Raw genomic sequence first — 16,541 nt, forward strand, 5'->3', positions numbered from 1 at the left:
CCCCACACATCAAATGCAGAGCGCCGACGTTGCGGCGCACCCTGGACACGCTGCTCTCCATGACCAACTCATTTGGACGCCGCGCGAATCTCTCAACCAAAAGATAACACTCCCGCTTGCCGGGCATAGCTAAAAAACGATTCTTGCGGGAACTATGAACAGGCTTGCACGGCCGCGAATCAATCGGGCGTCAATTGCCTACGAAAGGACCAAGCGTGTCGCCGATGTCATGCCGGATCACCAGGTCGGCGATGTCGTCCTGATCGGTCGGCTCGTTGTTGATGATCACGAGCCGCGCGCCGCTCTCCTTCGCCATCATCGGAAAGCCTGCGGCGGGCCACACCACCAGCGATGAGCCGATCGCCAGGAACAGGTCGCACTGCCTGGCGAGTTCCGCCGCGCGACGCATCGCATCCTCGGGCATCGACTGCCCGAACGAGATCGTCGCGGTCTTCACCGGATCGCCGCAGTCGCTGCAGTCGGGCGCACCACCGGTCTTGTCGAAGTTAAGCTTCACCCATGCGAGATCGTAGTCCTTGCCGCAACCGATGCAGCGGGCGTATGTGGTGTTGCCGTGCAGCTCGATGACGTCGTCGGCCTTGAAGCCCGACGCCTGATGCAGATTGTCGATGTTTTGGGTGATGATGCCGGGAACCTTGCCGGCGCGGTAAAGCGATGCGAGCGCACGATGCCCGCGCCCCGGCTTGGCGACCGCAAATGTCGGTTCCATCGCGAAGCGCCGGCGCCACGACTCGTCACGCGCATCCTGACTGGCGACGAACTCGTCGAACGGGATCGGCCGGTTGCGCGTCCACAGCCCGCCGGGCGAACGGAAGTCGGGAATACCGCACTCGGTGGAGATACCCGCCCCGGTGAAGGGCACGATCGACGATGCCTCGGCAATCATGTTGCCGAGTTGCTCGACGCCGCTGCGCAGATCTTTTGCAATCACTGGGAATGATCCGGTTGGCCGACCGCGACTATAGCATGGTCGGAGCGATTGCGAGTACGACCGTCACGCGAGCGATCGGCTGCGGTCAGGTCGTAGCGATCGCGTTGGCGACCTGCTCCGCCGGCGCATCGCCTTGTCGCACTTTCGCTGCCTTCCTTCGGCTGCCTTGGCTTGATCACAATCCTGCAAAGTCTGCTCCGCATTGACGCCCAATTCACCGATGCCAATGCGCGGCGGGGATAGGACCATGACGAAGAGGATGGGCAATGGCCGATCAGAAAGACAGTGCCGCGCGCGAGCGCGAAGAGATCGTCGCACGCGTTGCCAGCTTCCGCGCGACGCAGCAGAAGTTCGAGCGCGATCGCCAGGAATATTACGATAACACGCTCGGCAATGTCTGGAGCGGATTGCAACGCAAGAGCGCCTGATGCCACCCCGACCGCGTGCGCTCGCCGGACGATCGACGCCAACGCGCACCCGCACGATCACACCCTGACGCGCAGTTGAAAAAGCCCGGAGCGATGTGCTCCGGGCTCGTCGCCGTTACCAATAGTGGCGGTAGTAGTGGTGCCGATAATACGGACCGCGATAGTAGACGTATCCGTCATCATAGTAGCCGTAGCGCGGGCCATAATAACCGTAACCGGGCCCGTACCCGTAATAGCGTGGGCCGTAATACGCGCCGGCCGCGCCCGCAGCGAGTGCGCCGGCGGCCAGACCGAACGCCAGGCCAGGGCCGATACCGCGCGCCTGGGCCGGCGCCGTGACCATCGTCGCACCAACCGTCGCAACCGTCGCCAGAACTGCCAATGTCCTTTTCATGGGGAACCTCCTCGCGTGGTTATGTCGACCAACGCGGGCGCAATGGGATGGTTGCAGCAAAACGCCTGCCCGGGTTCCGCAGCCATGCGATAGCGCAAAGCTACCATCGGTTAGCGCTGGAACAAAAACACAACCTCAATGATTAGCTATTCCGTGAGCGAGGTTGGCATCGATGCCGGCGTGGATGGAACTGCTGCTGAATGTGATGGGCTTTGCCGGCTTTATCGGCATCGCGATGTATCACAAGCATCCGAATGGAAAGCTGCCGGACTGAGCGCCAGGACGCGGCTCGGCTTTTCCATTTTAGTTCGATTTCTGCTCTAGTTAGACTTCCGCGCCTCTCCCGCCGTGCGGACCAGCCGGTCCGCCTTCACCAGCACCTTGCCACTCTCCTGCTGCGGCCGAAGCCAGAAGCTGAGCGCGACAAAGGCGGAACAGAGCAGCAAGCCGACCACCATCACGCGCCGGTGGGTCGGTCTGTCCGCACTATGGAACGATGGCATCATGGGCTGTCACCTGCAACCATCCCTACCGCAATCGCAGGTGGTGACAACGCGACCTTGCTCTTAACCTAACCCGGTAGGGTTAGCGGTGGCGTGGTAAGGCGGCCGTGGGATTGTCGCGACATCCATCCACAACGATATCCCGCGCCTATCCGCAGCAAATCCACAGCCTCAATAAGTCCATTTGCTCAACAAACTCACGCTCTTGCTGCGCACTCGTCCACAGCCTTGCCGCAATCAGGCGTCGGCCAGCCTTTTCAGCGTTGCCTGGAAGCTCAGGCTGCGGGTTCCAACCAGCACGGTCCCGAACACTTCGGCCTGGTCACCGCTGAAGGTGCCGGAAAAGCCGCTCGTCACCTCCTGGCCGGCGAACAGCGGCCGGGCGAACAGGTCGGAAAACGGAGAATGCTGGTTGGTCTTGAGATGCCCCTTCCAGGTGCCCTCGCCCGCCGTGTAGGCCCCGATCGACCAGAAGTACGGTCCGCCTCCGAGCAGCAGACCATCGCGCAGGATCAGGACACCACTGTCGCGCCCCCGCACGCCGTCCGTCATATGGATGTGGATCGAATAGAGCCCGTTCCTCATCGATCGCGCCGTCCGGTCGCAAAGGCCCGCAGTATCCCGCCAAGCAGGGCGGCAGGCGAGCGGCCCGATACCGCACAGCCGTTGATTCGGGCCTCAAGCGCGAGTTGAGGCGCTTACAAATCGTTAAGAAAGCCCTGACAAGGTTCGACAGCCGGAGGGAGAGAGCCATGCTCATTTACCCCGTACCTGTCGAAGTGACGCAGGCCAGAGTGCAGCTCGTCGTCGATCAAACGGCGAAGGAGCAGCCGCGCGTCATCAGCGAGGACGTGCTCGACGTCTTCGCCGCCAAGAACAAGGCCGACCGCGATGCCGTCGAGACCCTTCTCGACATCAAGGTGTAAGATCGCAACCAGCCTTGAGGCGCTTGCATTGCACATTTGCCGGCGCAGCTCCCGCGCGATCCGACGGCCCGGCCGCCCTTGGGCGCCGTCGCAGCCTCGCCAGATCTTTCCTTTGAACCTTTTGCGCGGTGCCAAGACAAAAATGCGCTGGGGATTTCAGGGCCCAGCATTCGGCGCAGCGCTGTGGGACGAGCATATTCCGTCTACGCGGCGCTGTTGCATTTTACAAATTCAACTTTAAGTTTGGTCCCCAACAGTTGACGGCTCACGCCCTGAGAGATCCCCAGTCCGTCAACTGGGAAAGCCCCGCATCCAGCCTGCGGGGCTTTCTATTTTGGGGATGCTGGAACCTGCCGTCGCAAGGCACCGCTCGATGTCCGCTTGCCGGCACGATCACCCAATGCCGATCGGCATCAGACCTCGCGCGCCCACGCGCGGGGTTTTGCTTTTTAGAGGACGTCCAACCTCGCGCGTCCTTGATTGGCCGTGATGGGCATTCGATGAGATAGAGGGCCGTGCCTCCAAGGCTCGACCACGAAAGCCCCGTCCCAGAATTTTCCTGGGCGGGGCTTTCTCGTATCGCGTGCAGCATGAGCGTGTCGCCGGTCGCTCAATGCGAAGGCTCGCGAAAGCTTGACAACGCAACCGCTGCGAACGGTCGGCAAAAGTCGTGCAAGCCCCTGCCCCGCGCGGCGTTTTGCTGCTATTTCTTGGCGCGTCTCGCCCGAGCCAAAACAAAATCTCGTAATTCCCAGGAGGACAAGAAAATGCGCTATCTGCACACCATGCTGCGCGTCCGCAATCTCGATGTCGCGATGAAATTCTATCAGGACGCGCTGGGGCTGAAGGAAGTGCGTCGCATCGACAATGACAAGGGCCGCTTCACGCTGGTGTTTCTCTGCGCGGAGGAAGATCTCCATCTGCTCAAGTCGCTGCCGCAGAGCCGCGGCGCGCCGCTGGTCGAATTGACCTACAATTGGGACGAGGAGAAATACGGCGAGGACCGCCATTTCGGCCATCTCGCCTACGAGGTCGACGACATCTACGCGACCTGCGAGAAGCTGATGAAGATGGGCGTCACCATCAATCGTCCGCCGCGCGACGGCAACATGGCGTTCGTGCGTTCGCCCGACCTGCACTCGATCGAGATCCTGCAGAAGGGCGATCCGAAGGCGCCGGCCGAACCATGGGCCTCGATGCCGAACACCGGGCACTGGTAAACGCCACGCCCGCGCGCCTGTTCCTGATCCGCGTTTCTCCATCGGTGAAGCGCGGAGCGATCGCGAGGAACATGGCGCTTTGGTTGACGTTGCCTCCTCACACGAATGCGAGGAGGCGAGGAGATGGGAAAAGGACTTTTGCTTTGGCTGTTGGGTGTGCCGATCCCGGTGATCATCGTGCTGTGGTTGCTGTTCGGTCACTGACCGCGATTTGACTGATATCGACGAGGCTCTGCCGCACCGCGGCGGAGCCTCTTTTTTGCGCTCGGTACAATTCAGCCCGCGCATTTCGGCGACGATTCGGCTAAGAACGCGCGCAAAGCAACAGCGGAAAGAAACGCGTGATGGACAGCAAGCCGCAACTGACGATCTGGGGCCGGCCGAATTCGGTCAATGTGCAGAAAGTGCTGTGGTGTCTCGCCGAGCTCGACGTCCCGTATCAGCGCATCGATGCCGGCATGCAGTTCGGCAAGAACGATCAGCCTGATTATCTCGCGATGAATCCGAACGGCCGCGTCCCGACGCTGGTCGACGGCGACTACGTGCTGTGGGAATCCAATTCGGTGATGCGCTATCTCTGCATGGCCTACGGCCAGAGCTCGCCGGTCTATCCGCAGGCGCCGAAGGCGCGCGCGGCCGTCGACCGCTGGCTCGACTGGACGCTGTCGACGCTGCAACCGGTCGAGCGCCCGCTGTTCTGGGGGCTGGTGCGCACGGCGCCCGACAAGCGCGACATGGTTCAGAGCCAGAAGGACGCCGATGCCGCGGGCGCGGTATGGCGCGTCGTCGAGGCACAACTTGCAAGCCGCCGCTACGTCGAGGGCGATCAGTTCACGATCGCCGACATCGCGCTCGGCGCCTTTGCGCGGCGCTGGTTCGGTGTCGAGGGCGTGACCAAGCCGAAGCTGCCGCATCTCGAACGCTGGTTCGCCGAGATCGCGCAGCGGCCGGCCTTCGTGCGCATCGTCGCGCCGCCGATGTCGTGAGCGGCTAGCCGCTCAGCGTCCGCTGGATACGCCTGCTCCGACGCTGACGGCGCCACCAAGCTTCACACAGGTGTCGGAGCCCTCGACCTTGACGAAGCCCGGTCCGAACGACGCGCAGGGATTGCTCCGCGTCATGGACTTCGACGGCAGGTTTCTCCCGGCATCGGGCGGCGTCTGGAAATTGCGGCGGTCGCCGGCCTGCGCGAACGCGGCGGCGGGAAGCAGGACGGCGATGAGGGCGAAGCAGGTCTTGCGCATCCGGCCTTTTATCGCGCGCGGAGAGATCAGGCTAGCGCACGAATCTGACGCCGAACGTCTTGCCCTCGCGCCAGACCACTTCGCAGGCGCGCCCGGTACGGGCGTCGCGCGAAAACGCCAGCCGCAGCTTGGCCGGCAGCGTGTTGTTGTCCTGCACGGTGATTTTTGCGCCCGACGAGGAAATGTCTTCGACCACACACGGCCGCGCGGCGAATCCGCCGTCGAGCGTGATCCAGCCGGATTGACGCAGCGATTTGCGCGTTTCGCGCTTCTTGGATCCTAGAGCCATCACATCATCCCCGGCTCAGCCGTATCGCCGCGGGCTTACCAAAGGGTTGCGAAAGATCGGCGGATTGCAACGATTGTGCCGTTGTTCACAGTGCGCCGAACCGCATGGCAAGTCGGTCGCCGGCGCGACAATCCGTTGAGTTTGCTGGATTTCCGGTTTGGCGCCGATGGCGCTCCCTAGCGGAATCGAACCGCTCTCTCCACCGTGAAAGGGTGGCGTCCTAACCGATAGACGAAGGGAGCAAAACTCCTGGCAAATCAATACGTTAGATGTGAGATGTGCCGTGCCGGCCGTGACCTGCAAACGGCCGCGACGGGCGAACGTATAGTGGCGATTGGCCGGACGGGCAAGCGTCCAGAACGCTTTTCCCGGACTGCCGGCCCAGGCCGCCTCCGGGAGATTACCTGCACGACAATCCGGCCTCGATCGAGGTCCAGAAACCGCAATGCAGCGGCACATGTGCATGGGCCCGCGAGCCGCCGCCATGAATCAGGATAGCGGCCGCAAGCGCGGCGACGACGGCGGGAACAATGAGTCTGCGGAACGACATTCTTCGGAATGACATGGGCCTGCGCTTCGAACGACATCGTGGCCTAACTAAGGCCTGCAGGCCCACGGCAGCCCCGGCTCGCGCCGGCCGCTAGTGATTGCTGGCGACGTCCTGACGATTGGTCGGCTGCGCCGCGGCCGCGGCCACCGGCGTCTGCTTGATGCAGGTGCTGCAGATCACGAGCTTGCGCGCCAGCCGGTCGTCCGCATCCGCGTCCGACAGTTGCGTCTCCGGCATCGCCGGCGACACATTCCGCGCATGGCGTCGCGCCTGCGGCTGATTGGGATCCTGCCCGGCGCCGTCCCAGGCCAACGGACCTGTTCCCGGCGGCGGGGTCGTCATGCTGTATTGCTGCGAGTATTGCGCGCAGGCGCCGAGCGCGATCGGAAGAAACAGCACAGCGGCCTTGCGAGCCCAGTTCCCGAATGCAGACATCATCACACTCACACGCTATTCGTACCGCGACATCAGTCCTGCGACCTAAGAGCAGAACCGCTAAGAAATCGTTCACCCTGATTGTTCCGTCGCATCCAACCGCGACGGCATCAAGACGGGATTGCGGCGCCAAGACGCAAATGAAGTCGTAGATCGAGACGCAAACAAAAAACGCTCATCCGGAGTCCAACCATGTCAGGCATCAACGGTCGCTTCGACGGCAGGCGCGTGCTCGCCGATCTCAATGCGCTGCGCGCAATCGGCGCCTACAAGACCGGCGTGCACAAGCCGACATTCTCGGAGCCGCACCTGCGCTCGCTGGACTGGCTTGCGACGCACCTGCCTGATGCCGACCTCACCGCAACGATCGACGGCATCGGCAACGTGTTCGGCACCAGCGCGAAAGCGGGACCGAAGCTGCTCGCCGGTTCGCATCTCGAAAGCCAGAACCATGCAGGCTGGCTCGATGGACCGCTCGGCGTGATCTATGCGCTGGAGGCCGCGCGCGTCATCAACGGCGATCCCGGCATCGACGGCGCGGTCGAGGTCGCCGCATGGTGCGACGAGGAAGGCCATTTCGGCAGCTTCCTCGGCAGCCGGTCGTTCGCCGGCGCGGTGACCGAAGCCGACATCGATGCGGCCCGCGACCGCTCCAGCGATCGCACCATGCGCCAGGCGTTGCACGATGCGGGCTTCGCCGGCCGCCCGCGCCTCACCGGCGAACCTCGCCGCCATATTGGCTATCTCGAAGCGCATATCGAGCAAGGCGACACGCTGGAGAGCAGCCGGCTCAAGATCGGGGTCGTCACCTCGATCGTCGGCATCTGGCAATATCGCATCAGCTTCACCGGCGAGCAGAACCATGCCGGCACCACGCGAATGGCGGTGCGCAGGGATGCGGGCCTGGCGCTGGCGCGGTTCTGCGTCGCGATCGACGACAGCTTCCCTGCCCTGTGCGGACCGCGCACGGTCTGGACCACCGGCCGCATCACGCTGGACCCGGGCGCGCCGAGCATCATCCCCGGCCACGCCGACATGCTGTTCCAGATCCGCGACGACAATCCCGAGGTGATCGCGCGTCTCGAGGCGCATCTGCATCGCCTAGCGGAAGAAGCTACCGCGCACGGCCGCAGCGGAGTGAAGGTCGAGCGCATCCGCACCGGCGTGCCCGCGATGATGACACCTGCCTTCCAGGATGCGATCGAGGCCGCGAGCGCCGCCTGCGCCGGCGGCAAGTCAATCCGGATGCCGAGCGGCGCCGGCCATGACGCCCAGGTCCTCGCCACCATCATGCCGGCGGCGATGCTGTTCGTGCCGTCGATCGGCGGCATCAGCCATCACTGGAGCGAGAACACCGACGACGCCGATATCGTCACGGGCGCCGAGGTGTTCGTCGAAACCTGCCGCCGCTTGCTGGCAGGTTAGAGCGTCTTCGAGCGAAGTGGACCACCGGCTGGTGTGAAGAATGCGTCAACGCAAGAATCCAAGGCTTCGGCTCTGACTCGATCAGAACCGAAAAGCACTAGCCACCTTGCGAACGCCGCCCCGCGGCATTGTCGCCATCAGGTTGGGTCGCCCCGATTCCGGATCTCAGCGGAGCCAATGCGTGCGAGCTCTGCGCGGTCCCTCTCCGCGCGGTGAAGAAGACATACAACAGGCAGACGTCGATCAGGATCGTGCCGGCCATGACGCTGTAGGCCCACGGGCTTTCCACCAGCTTCACTTCGACCAACACGCGCGACAGTCCGAAGCCCACGACCCACGCATCGAAGCTCATGCAGATCCGGCGAAACGTCTCGGCATCCAGCCGCCGGATCAGCCAAGCACCGAACGGGATGCCGACGACCACGCATGGAACCAGCACGAACAAGATGCTCCGGCTCTCTTCGATGAACAGACCGAGCTTGTAATACGCGATCGCAGTCAAGCCGGACTCTGTCACCCGCACCAGTGCGAGACCGGCCCGAAACTCGTCTTTGACGAGGCCCTGATTGTTGAAAAGGATCGCCAACGGCGGTCCCGAGATGGTCGTGACCGAGTACAGGACCCCGAGCGCCGTTCCGAACGGCAAGCCGACGAGCCACTTCGACTGGATCGGCTTCCGCCAACCAGCCGCCTGCAGCAGGATCAGCGGCAGAATGATCGAGTAGGTGGCGAATTTGATCCAGCCGGGTTGCAGCGACGTCAGCGCAAAGGCTCCGACGGCGATGCCGGGCAGCATGCCGATGAGAATGGGCAGCACGCGCCGCCACACGGCCGGAACGCCGCTCAGGTTGATACACAGGACATACAGATTGACGACGACTTCGACGATGACGACCGCAGGATTGAGAACGCGGTTGGTGTAGAAGACAAGCGCCACCGGCACGGTGAGCGAGGAAAACCCGTAACCCAGCGCACCGTTTACAAACGCCGCAAACAGGGCGATCACGGCAAGAACGATCACAGCAGAATCAATCGAAGACATCTTTGGCTTTTACCGGATCAGTCGCCTTGCCCGCGACATTATAACCCATGGAAAGCCACGCGGTGCCGAAACTTGCCGCCACCACGTCGCGCTACAGCCACGCATCGTGAAGTTCGCCGCGGGTCGGCGATCTCGTCACGCCCTGAGCTACCTCGTCGACGCGCCGCCCATCTCACTCCGACACGCCATCGCCGCGCGGCTCGTGGCATTCAAGCAAGCTGGCTGGACCGACAGATCGTCACCCGATCACAGTTCGGGTACTGAGGTTCTGCGCCGGGAACGCAGCCCGGGAGCGTTTCGCTGCCAGGAACTGCCCGGCAGCCGCTGGTCGCCCTCTGCTTGGAGCCGATCGAGGCCCACGCCGCGTTTTCGCCGGCAACCGTGGCATATTGGACACGAGAAGGGCGTCAGCCGACGCCGATTTCCCAATTGCCTGATTTGCAATCCGCTGAACTTGCTGCCATTTCTTCGGTACGCATCGCTTTGGTGCCTTAAAAGGGGCCGTCCGGCTCATGTTGTTGCTTGAGTCGCTTCCGACTGTGATTGGCGCCGCCGCCATCGCGCCCGCCCTGCTGGTGTTGTGGCTGGTGATTGCCGCCGACGAGCGCCCCGGACCGCCGGTGCAGGTGTGGCTCGCCTTCGTGCTCGGCGCGGCCAGCATCTCGCTGCTGGGCCTGGCGCGAATTCCGTTCAATGCGCTACTTGCCATTCCCGACAATCCCTGGGCGACCCAAGCGGTCCGCGCGGCGTTCGGCGTCGCGGCGCCGGAGGAGATCGTCAAGGTTCTCGTCATCGTCGCCATCTCGACGCGCCGCCGCGCGTTCGCCGATCCGATGGATACGGTGGTCTATGGCGCGGCCGCGGGCCTCGGATTTGCGGCCTATGAGAACCTCGCCTACCTCGTCCAGCACAAGGACATGTGGCGGGCGCTCGCGGCGTTGCGCAGCGTGCTCACGGTGCCGTTTCACGGCGCGCTCGGCATCATCGCCGGCGCCTACCTAGCGATCGCGCGCTCCGGCGGCGCGCTCGGCGCCTACCGGGGCCACCGCGACTGGGCGCGCATCACCAACTGGGCGCTCGTGCTGGTCGCGCCGGTCGCGCTGCACGCGGCGTTCGATTTTCCGCTGCTCGCGCTCCAGCGCATTCCCGATCTCAGCTCGACCACGCATCTGCTGCTCGGTTCGGCGAGCGTCTTGATTGGCTTCTCCTCGATCGGCTTTGCGATCCGCCTGGTGCGCCGCCTCGGCAGGCATCATGCCCCGCGCACCGACGTTGCGCGCGAGCGACTGAGCCAGCTGCGGCGGATGTGGGCGCTGCTGCTGGTCGGCGGCGGCACCGGCTTTGCCGGGGTCTCCTTCCTGCTCACCTCGTTGCATCACTGGTACGTCAATCCCGAGCGCAATGCGTCGTTCATCCTGGTCCCGATCGGCTTCACCTCGATCCTGATCGGACTGGCACTGTTGATTGCAACCACCGCCGTCTATTTCCTCGGCCGCAACCGGATGCGGACCGCCGCGGAGGGCTTTCCGTCCGCGCCGAGCCAGAGCTAGGATACGCCGCACGCTCGCAGACTTTACCGTTGCAGATTTGGAGAGCCGCGATGACCCTGTCCAACGATCTCGACAAACTGCGATCGGAAATGCAGGCCGCGGTCAAGCAGCACTGGAAGGCGTTCCTGTTCGAAGGCATCCTGCTCGTGACCATCGGCATCGCGGCGATGATCGTGCCGACATTCGCGAGCCTCGCCGTCACCATCTTCCTCGGCTGGATGTTCCTGATCTCAGGCATCGGCGGGCTGATCGTGACCTTCTGGGCGCGCAACATGCCGGGTTTCTGGTGGTCGCTGATTTCGGCCGCGCTCGCCGTGCTGGCCGGCATGGTGCTGCTGGCGCGTCCGATGCAGGGCGTGCTGACGCTGACGATCGTGATCGGCGCCTATTTCGTCGCCGAGGGCGTCACCACCCTCATGTATGCGCTCGAGCACCGCCGCGAATTGTCGGGACGCTGGTCCTGGCTCTTGATCGCCGGCCTGATGGATGTCGTCGTCGCCTTCTTCATCATCGCGGGCCTGCCGGAGTCGGCAGGCTGGGCGATCGGCCTCCTGGTCGGCCTCAATCTGATGTTCGGAGGGGCGACGCTGATAGGTATGGCGTTGGCGGCGCGCAACACCTGACGGCCAACTGGCTGCCCCCGCGGTTTTGGGGGTGACAGGCCGACATCCGTGGGCTATAGAGCCGCCCATGATCACCGTCGCCACCAGCTATTTTTGGTACTTTAGCTACGACAGCTCGCTGGCGGCAGGAGGATCGCGCTCAATCTGAAGAATTGCAGCAAACGTCCAAAACAAGCCGCCAGACCTGGCGGCTTTTTTGTGCCGGCAGGTCTCGAAATCCAAAGGAGCCAGCCGTGTTGAGTACGACAGACGATCTTCGCATCAAGGAACTGAAAGAGCTGAGTACGCCCGAAGAGGTGATGCGGGAGGTCCCGCGCACCCTGACGGCGACCCGCGTGGTGATGGGTGCGCGCAACGCCATCCACGCGATCCTCAACGGCACCGATGACCGCCTGCTGGTCGTCGTCGGCCCCTGCTCCATCCACGATCCCGCGGCGGCCGTCGATTACGCCGAGCGTCTCGCCGGCCTGCGCGAACAGCTCGCCGACCGCCTCGAGATCGTGATGCGGGTCTATTTCGAGAAGCCGCGCACCACCGTCGGCTGGAAAGGGCTGATCAACGATCCCGATCTCGACGGCAGCTTCGACATCAACAAGGGCCTGCGGCTTGCGCGCAACGTGCTCTCGGCCGTGAACAATCTCGGCCTGCCGGCCGGCACCGAATTCCTCGACATGACGACGCCGCAATACATCGCCGACCTGGTCTCCTGGGCCGCGATCGGGGCACGCACCACCGAGAGCCAGATCCATCGCGAGCTGGCGTCCGGCCTGTCGTGCCCGGTCGGCTTCAAGAACAGCACCGATGGTGGCGTGCGGATCGCGGCCGACGCAGTGAAATCGGCGTCGCACCCGCATCATTTCATGGCGGTCACCAAGGGCGGCCGTTCGGCGATCGCCGCGACCAGCGGCAACGAGGACTGCCACGTCATCCTGCGCGGCGGGCGGGTGCCGAACTATGATGCAGCGAGCGTCGAAGCGGCTGCCGCCGAGCTCGGCCACGCCGGTGTCGCGCCGCGGCTGATGATCGACACCAGCCACGCCAACAGCAGCAAGAAGCCGGAGAACCAGCCGGCAGTTGCGGCCGACATCGCACAGCAGGTCGCAAGCGGCGAACAGCGCGTCATCGGCGTGATGATCGAGAGCAACCTTGTCGCCGGACGTCAGGACGTCGTGCCGGGCAAGCCGCTGACCTACGGCCAGAGCATCACGGACGGCTGCATCGACCTCGCGACGACGGCTGACGTGTTGCAGCAGCTGGCCGATGCCGTCGAGGCGAGGCGCAGCGTGCGGCGCGATGGCCTGCAGGAGCGTTCGGCCTGACACGGCCGGACGGATCGAGCGTTGCCGGCGGGGCCGATATCGCGCTCCGCCGGTCTCGTCCGCAGGCTAGCAGCCGCGGCAGATGCTCTTGATCTTCTTGTCGAGCGCCGCGTCTTCCTTGTTGGCCTGACTGTTCGGATCGCTGATACTCTTCTCGTTGGCAACGTCGCCGCGGCGTGGCTGACGATGTCCGACCGGCGCCTCCGGCAGCGGCGCGTTCTTCTGCATGGAGGACGATCCGCCCTGTTGCTGCGCCCATGCCTGGGACGTTCCAACCTGGGGCGCTCCAACCATCATCAGAGCCATCAACAAAACAGTCTTCCGCATCTCGCGTCTCCGCTTCTCAACCCTATTGCGCCCGTTCCGGGACCGCGACGGTAGCACAGTTGCGTCGTCCCTGCGCTGCGCAATCCTGGACCTTCCGTATATCGGCCATGGTGCCAAGGAGCCAGATTCCCACGGCGACCAGCACCACAAAGAAGCCGAACATCACAGCATTTTCCATGCCGCGGCTGCCCTCGACGTCGGGCGGCTCCTGCCGTCCGTCCCCGGCCCCGCCCATCGCAGGCTCACGGTTGCGGCGGGTAAAGATGAACGTCACCGCAATAATCGACGATACGGTACTGCCGTTCCGGCGAATCTTCACTTTCGCGGGAAGCCGGCTGCGACAAATAGGTCGGGCCGATCGGCGCCTTGCCGTAGCCACCGGGAATGTCGAGCACGTAATCCGGCTGGCACAGTCCGGAGACGCGCCCGCGCAACGCCCGCATCAATTCCTGCCCGGCTTCGATCGTGGTGCGCAAATGCGCGGTGCCGGGCGCAAGGTCGCCATGATGCAGATAATAGGGCTTGATCCGGCACTCGACGAAGGCGCGCATCAGCGCCGCGAGCGTCGCGGCATCGTCGTTGACGCCACGCAGCAGGACCGACTGGCTGACCAATGGGATGCCGGCATCGGCAAGGCGTGCACAGGCGGCGCGGGCATTGGCCCCCAGCTCGCGAGGATGGTTGGCGTGGATGGCGATCCAGGTCGTCGCCCCTTCGACCCGCAGCGCCGCGATCATGTCCGGATTGATGCGTTCGGGATCGGCGATCGGGACACGGCTGTGCAGGCGGATGATCTTCACGTGATCGATGGCGGCGAGATCGGCCATGATCTCCGACAGCCGGCGCGACGACAGCATCAGGGGATCGCCGCCGGTCAGGATGACTTCCCAGACTTCTTGATGGGCACGGATGTACTCCAGCCCGGCGCGGTAGGCATCGTCGGACAAGGCCGAGGCCTTGCCGGGCCCGACCATTTCGCGCCGGAAACAGAACCGGCAATAGACCGCGCAGACATGGACGAGCTTGAACAACACCCGGTCCGGATAGCGATGCACGATCCCGGCGACCGGCGAATGCGCATCGTCGCCGATCGGATCGGCGTTCTCACCCGGCTGCTCCACGAGCTCGTCAGCGCTCGGGATGAACTGCCGCGCGATCGGGTCGTTGGCGTCGGCCGGATCGATCAGCGCCACGAGCTCCGGTGTCACCGCGACTGCATAGCGCGCGGCCACCTGTTCGAGCTCGGCGAGTGCTGCGACAGGCACGAGGCCGGCATCGGCCAGCTCGCGCGGCTGACGCAGCGTTGCCGCCAGTTTCGGATCGATCCTGTTCATGTCTCTCCTGCAGGCGGTGTCCAGACCACCTGGTCAATTCGGGGCGCGCCGCTCGCCAGCATTACCAGCCGGTCGAAGCCCAGTGCGACGCCGCTCGCCTCGGGCATCTGGCCGACGGCGGCAAGGAAATCGTCGTCGAGCGGATAGCGCTCGCCGTAGCGGCGGGCCTTCTCGTCCATCGCTGCGGTGAAACGATGGCGCTGCTCGGCCGCATCGGTCAACTCGCCAAAGCCGTTGGCGAGCTCGACACCGCAGGCATAGACCTCGAAGCGCTCGGCGACGCGAGGCTCGCCTGCCTTGGTGCGCGCCAGCGCGGCCTCGGGCGACGGGTATTCGAACAGTACCGTCAGGCGGCCCTGTCCGAGATTGGGCTCGACGTGCTCGACAAGCACCTTGCTGAAGATGTCCGACCAGGTGTCGTCATCGGCGATCCGCACCCGCTCGCGCGCGGCTGACGCCAGCGCCCCGCGATCGCCCTCGCCGCCCGAGATCGTGGCCAGCAGGTCGATGCCGGCGAAGCGCTCGAAACCTGCGGCCACCGTCAGCAACTCCGGCTCGGCAAACGGATCGGCCATCCTGCCGCGGAATGAAAACCGTCCGATCCCGGTCGCCTGCGCGGCGTGGGCGATCACGACAATGGTGTCGGCCATGATGGCGTCGTAACCGGCATTGGCGCGGTACCATTCCAGCATGGTGAATTCGGGCAAATGCAGGTCGCCGCGCTCGCGATCGCGGAACACCCGCGCGAACTCGTAGATCTTGGGCTCGCCGGCCGCGAGCAGCTTCTTGCAGGCGAACTCGGGCGAGGTGCGCAGATAGCGTGGCGCCAGTTCGCCATCGGCCCGCCTGAGTTCGGTACGCGGGGCGTGCAGATGCGTCTCATTGCCCGGCGAGATCTGCAGGATGGCGGTCTCGACCTCGGCAAAACCCTGTTCCTCGAACCAGGCCCGCAGCGCCCGCGTGATCGCGGTCCGCGCCTGCAGGAAGGGCCTGCGGTCGGCGTAGCGCGACGGCGTCCACCAGGGCGATGGCTGGTCATGGGCGGTCATCGGCCGGGCGCCCAAGTGGCTACGGATTCAACATCAACAAGCCATTGCCCCGATTGAAGAGCCAGGCGCAAATCCTTGATTCCATACGAATACATGGTCGACACGGCCTTGGTCGCAGCGGAACGCAGCGACGAGTGTCCCTTCTTGTCGAAAGAAGCCGGCATTGTCCATGTGCAGCCTCGGCTGAACCTGGGCAAGCGGCCCGAATTCGGGCGGCGGGAACGGTCGGCAAACCGCCGAATTCGGCCGCAAAAGACTGGCATCTCAGGGACAAATCAGTATGTTGCAGCCCGAAATCGCCGCCACGGCCGAGGGGCTGCCGGTCCGGTTTGCGCCCCCGTTCTCAAATTCAGGAAAACACCTTTGAAAGTCATCGCCAGTTCCATCCGCAAGGGCAACATCATCGAGCAGGATGGCAAGCTCTATGTGGTCCTCTCCGCCGAAAACATTCATCCCGGCAAGGGCACCCCCGTCAGCCAGATCGAAATGCGCCGCATCGGCGACGGCGTGAAGGTGTCGGAGCGCTACAAGACCACCGACCAGGTCGAGAAGGCCACCGTCGAGGACCACAACTACAACTACCTCTACGAGGACGCCGACGGCTTCCACTTCATGAACAACGACAACTACGACCAGGTCCAGGTCTCCAAGGAGATCGTCGGTTCGTCGGCGCCGTATTTGCAGGAGAACATGACCGTGAAGCTGTCGATGCACGACGGCAATCCGGTCGCGATCCAGTTGCCCCAGCGCGTGACGCTGGAAGTGGTGGAGACCGAGCCCGTCACCAAGGGTCAGACCGCCTCCTCGTCGTACAAGCCGGCGATGCTGTCCAACGGCATCCGCACCGGCGTGCCGCCGCACGTGTCCACCGGTACGCGCATCGTCGTGATGACCGAGGATGGTTCCTACGTCGAACGCGCCAAGGATTGAG

At 64.1% G+C, this 16,541-nt stretch carries 21 protein-coding genes and 1 tRNA gene; 9 read left to right on the forward strand and 13 right to left on the reverse strand.

Going from position 1 to position 16,541, the window contains the following annotated elements; genetic code table 11:
* Nucleotides 1-190 precede the first annotated feature (190 nt).
* Complete coding sequence (locus CO675_RS12610; protein WP_097672216.1) at nucleotides 191-952, reverse strand: SIR2 family NAD-dependent protein deacylase; 762 nt, start codon at nucleotides 950-952, stop codon at nucleotides 191-193.
* 266 nt (nucleotides 953-1,218) lie between these two features.
* On the opposite strand from CO675_RS12610, the gene CO675_RS40940 reads away from it, so the two are divergent.
* Nucleotides 1,219-1,380, forward strand: a complete 162-nt coding sequence (locus CO675_RS40940) for a hypothetical protein (protein ID WP_171947559.1) — start codon at nucleotides 1,219-1,221, stop codon at nucleotides 1,378-1,380.
* A gap of 115 nt (nucleotides 1,381-1,495) precedes the next feature.
* Here the strand turns inward: CO675_RS40940 and CO675_RS12615 are convergent, their stop codons facing one another.
* The 3 genes from CO675_RS12615 to CO675_RS12625 all read right to left on the reverse strand — a co-directional run bounded on the left by CO675_RS12615 (nucleotide 1,496) and on the right by CO675_RS12625 (nucleotide 2,862).
* Nucleotides 1,496-1,774 (reverse strand): hypothetical protein, encoded by a 279-nt coding sequence (locus CO675_RS12615; RefSeq protein WP_097672217.1) that lies wholly within the window; start codon nucleotides 1,772-1,774, stop codon nucleotides 1,496-1,498.
* A 320-nt stretch (nucleotides 1,775-2,094) separates the two neighbouring features.
* Complete coding sequence (locus tag CO675_RS12620) at nucleotides 2,095-2,277, reverse strand: hypothetical protein (RefSeq protein WP_158231233.1); 183 nt, start codon at nucleotides 2,275-2,277, stop codon at nucleotides 2,095-2,097.
* Nucleotides 2,278-2,514: 237 nt separating this feature from the next.
* The gene (locus CO675_RS12625; RefSeq protein WP_097672219.1) at nucleotides 2,515-2,862 is read right to left on the reverse strand and encodes a GrlR family regulatory protein; all 348 of its coding nucleotides are present in this window, start codon (nucleotides 2,860-2,862) and stop codon (nucleotides 2,515-2,517) included.
* A 167-nt stretch (nucleotides 2,863-3,029) separates the two neighbouring features.
* On the opposite strand from CO675_RS12625, the gene CO675_RS40535 reads away from it, so the two are divergent.
* The 3 genes from CO675_RS40535 (at nucleotide 3,030) to CO675_RS12635 (ending at nucleotide 5,409) form a co-directional block, all read left to right on the forward strand.
* The gene (locus tag CO675_RS40535; protein WP_158231234.1) at nucleotides 3,030-3,203 is read left to right on the forward strand and encodes a hypothetical protein; all 174 of its coding nucleotides are present in this window, start codon (nucleotides 3,030-3,032) and stop codon (nucleotides 3,201-3,203) included.
* Between the two features lie 767 nt (nucleotides 3,204-3,970).
* The gene (locus tag CO675_RS12630) at nucleotides 3,971-4,423 is read left to right on the forward strand and encodes a VOC family protein (RefSeq protein WP_097672220.1); all 453 of its coding nucleotides are present in this window, start codon (nucleotides 3,971-3,973) and stop codon (nucleotides 4,421-4,423) included.
* A gap of 344 nt (nucleotides 4,424-4,767) precedes the next feature.
* Nucleotides 4,768-5,409 carry a glutathione S-transferase family protein gene (locus CO675_RS12635; RefSeq protein WP_097672221.1) on the forward strand — a complete coding sequence of 214 codons (642 nt, stop codon included), beginning with the start codon at nucleotides 4,768-4,770 and terminating at the stop codon, nucleotides 5,407-5,409.
* A gap of 12 nt (nucleotides 5,410-5,421) precedes the next feature.
* Here CO675_RS12635 and CO675_RS12640 read toward each other — a convergent pair whose 3' ends face one another.
* The 4 genes from CO675_RS12640 to CO675_RS12655 form a co-directional block, all read right to left on the reverse strand.
* Entirely contained in the window at nucleotides 5,422-5,667 is a 246-nt protein-coding gene (locus CO675_RS12640) for a hypothetical protein (protein WP_097672222.1), read from the reverse strand.
* Nucleotides 5,668-5,698: 31 nt separating this feature from the next.
* The gene (locus CO675_RS12645) at nucleotides 5,699-5,956 is read right to left on the reverse strand and encodes a PilZ domain-containing protein (protein WP_097672291.1); all 258 of its coding nucleotides are present in this window, start codon (nucleotides 5,954-5,956) and stop codon (nucleotides 5,699-5,701) included.
* A gap of 167 nt (nucleotides 5,957-6,123) precedes the next feature.
* Nucleotides 6,124-6,198 (reverse strand) — tRNA-Glu (locus CO675_RS12650).
* Nucleotides 6,199-6,596: 398 nt separating this feature from the next.
* On the reverse strand, nucleotides 6,597-6,941 hold the full coding sequence (locus CO675_RS12655; protein WP_143278993.1) for a hypothetical protein: 345 nt from the start codon (nucleotides 6,939-6,941) through the stop codon (nucleotides 6,597-6,599).
* A gap of 192 nt (nucleotides 6,942-7,133) precedes the next feature.
* Here CO675_RS12655 and CO675_RS12660 point away from each other — a divergent pair, with 192 nt between their 5' ends.
* Complete coding sequence (locus CO675_RS12660; protein ID WP_097672224.1) at nucleotides 7,134-8,366, forward strand: Zn-dependent hydrolase; 1,233 nt, start codon at nucleotides 7,134-7,136, stop codon at nucleotides 8,364-8,366.
* 97 nt (nucleotides 8,367-8,463) lie between these two features.
* Here CO675_RS12660 and CO675_RS12665 read toward each other — a convergent pair whose 3' ends face one another.
* On the reverse strand, nucleotides 8,464-9,387 hold the full coding sequence (locus CO675_RS12665) for a sulfite exporter TauE/SafE family protein (RefSeq protein ID WP_245452730.1): 924 nt from the start codon (nucleotides 9,385-9,387) through the stop codon (nucleotides 8,464-8,466).
* A 533-nt stretch (nucleotides 9,388-9,920) separates the two neighbouring features.
* On the opposite strand from CO675_RS12665, the gene CO675_RS12670 reads away from it, so the two are divergent.
* The 3 genes from CO675_RS12670 to CO675_RS12680 all read left to right on the forward strand — a co-directional run bounded on the left by CO675_RS12670 (nucleotide 9,921) and on the right by CO675_RS12680 (nucleotide 12,900).
* Nucleotides 9,921-10,958, forward strand: coding sequence for a PrsW family glutamic-type intramembrane protease (locus CO675_RS12670; protein WP_097672226.1), 1,038 nt, complete (start codon nucleotides 9,921-9,923; stop codon nucleotides 10,956-10,958).
* Between the two features lie 50 nt (nucleotides 10,959-11,008).
* Nucleotides 11,009-11,581, forward strand: a complete 573-nt coding sequence (locus tag CO675_RS12675) for an HdeD family acid-resistance protein (protein ID WP_097672227.1) — start codon at nucleotides 11,009-11,011, stop codon at nucleotides 11,579-11,581.
* Between the two features lie 233 nt (nucleotides 11,582-11,814).
* Nucleotides 11,815-12,900 (forward strand): 3-deoxy-7-phosphoheptulonate synthase, encoded by a 1,086-nt coding sequence (locus CO675_RS12680; protein ID WP_097672228.1) that lies wholly within the window; start codon nucleotides 11,815-11,817, stop codon nucleotides 12,898-12,900.
* A gap of 66 nt (nucleotides 12,901-12,966) precedes the next feature.
* On the opposite strand, the gene CO675_RS12685 is transcribed toward CO675_RS12680, so the two are convergent.
* The 4 genes from CO675_RS12685 to epmA are packed head-to-tail and all read right to left on the reverse strand — an operon-like array spanning nucleotide 12,967 to nucleotide 15,610.
* Nucleotides 12,967-13,206, reverse strand: a complete 240-nt coding sequence (locus tag CO675_RS12685) for a hypothetical protein (RefSeq protein WP_502693380.1) — start codon at nucleotides 13,204-13,206, stop codon at nucleotides 12,967-12,969.
* A 43-nt stretch (nucleotides 13,207-13,249) separates the two neighbouring features.
* Nucleotides 13,250-13,501: a hypothetical protein gene (locus CO675_RS12690; protein ID WP_245452731.1), complete on the reverse strand. Its 252-nt coding sequence runs from the start codon at nucleotides 13,499-13,501 to the stop codon at nucleotides 13,250-13,252.
* Nucleotides 13,470-14,561: a lysine-2,3-aminomutase-like protein gene (locus CO675_RS12695; RefSeq protein ID WP_097672231.1), complete on the reverse strand. Its 1,092-nt coding sequence runs from the start codon at nucleotides 14,559-14,561 to the stop codon at nucleotides 13,470-13,472. The genes CO675_RS12690 and CO675_RS12695 overlap by 32 nt, the downstream gene beginning before the upstream one ends.
* Nucleotides 14,558-15,610 carry an EF-P lysine aminoacylase EpmA gene (gene epmA, locus CO675_RS12700; protein ID WP_097672292.1) on the reverse strand — a complete coding sequence of 351 codons (1,053 nt, stop codon included), beginning with the start codon at nucleotides 15,608-15,610 and terminating at the stop codon, nucleotides 14,558-14,560. The genes CO675_RS12695 and epmA overlap by 4 nt, the downstream gene beginning before the upstream one ends.
* A gap of 363 nt (nucleotides 15,611-15,973) precedes the next feature.
* On the opposite strand from epmA, the gene efp reads away from it, so the two are divergent.
* Complete coding sequence (efp, locus tag CO675_RS12705) at nucleotides 15,974-16,540, forward strand: elongation factor P (protein WP_092125602.1); 567 nt, start codon at nucleotides 15,974-15,976, stop codon at nucleotides 16,538-16,540.
* Nucleotide 16,541 lies beyond the last annotated feature (1 nt).

The sequence above is a fragment of the Bradyrhizobium sp. C9 genome (assembly GCF_002532045.1).
In the GTDB taxonomy this organism is placed as follows: Bacteria; Pseudomonadota; Alphaproteobacteria; order Rhizobiales; family Xanthobacteraceae; genus Bradyrhizobium.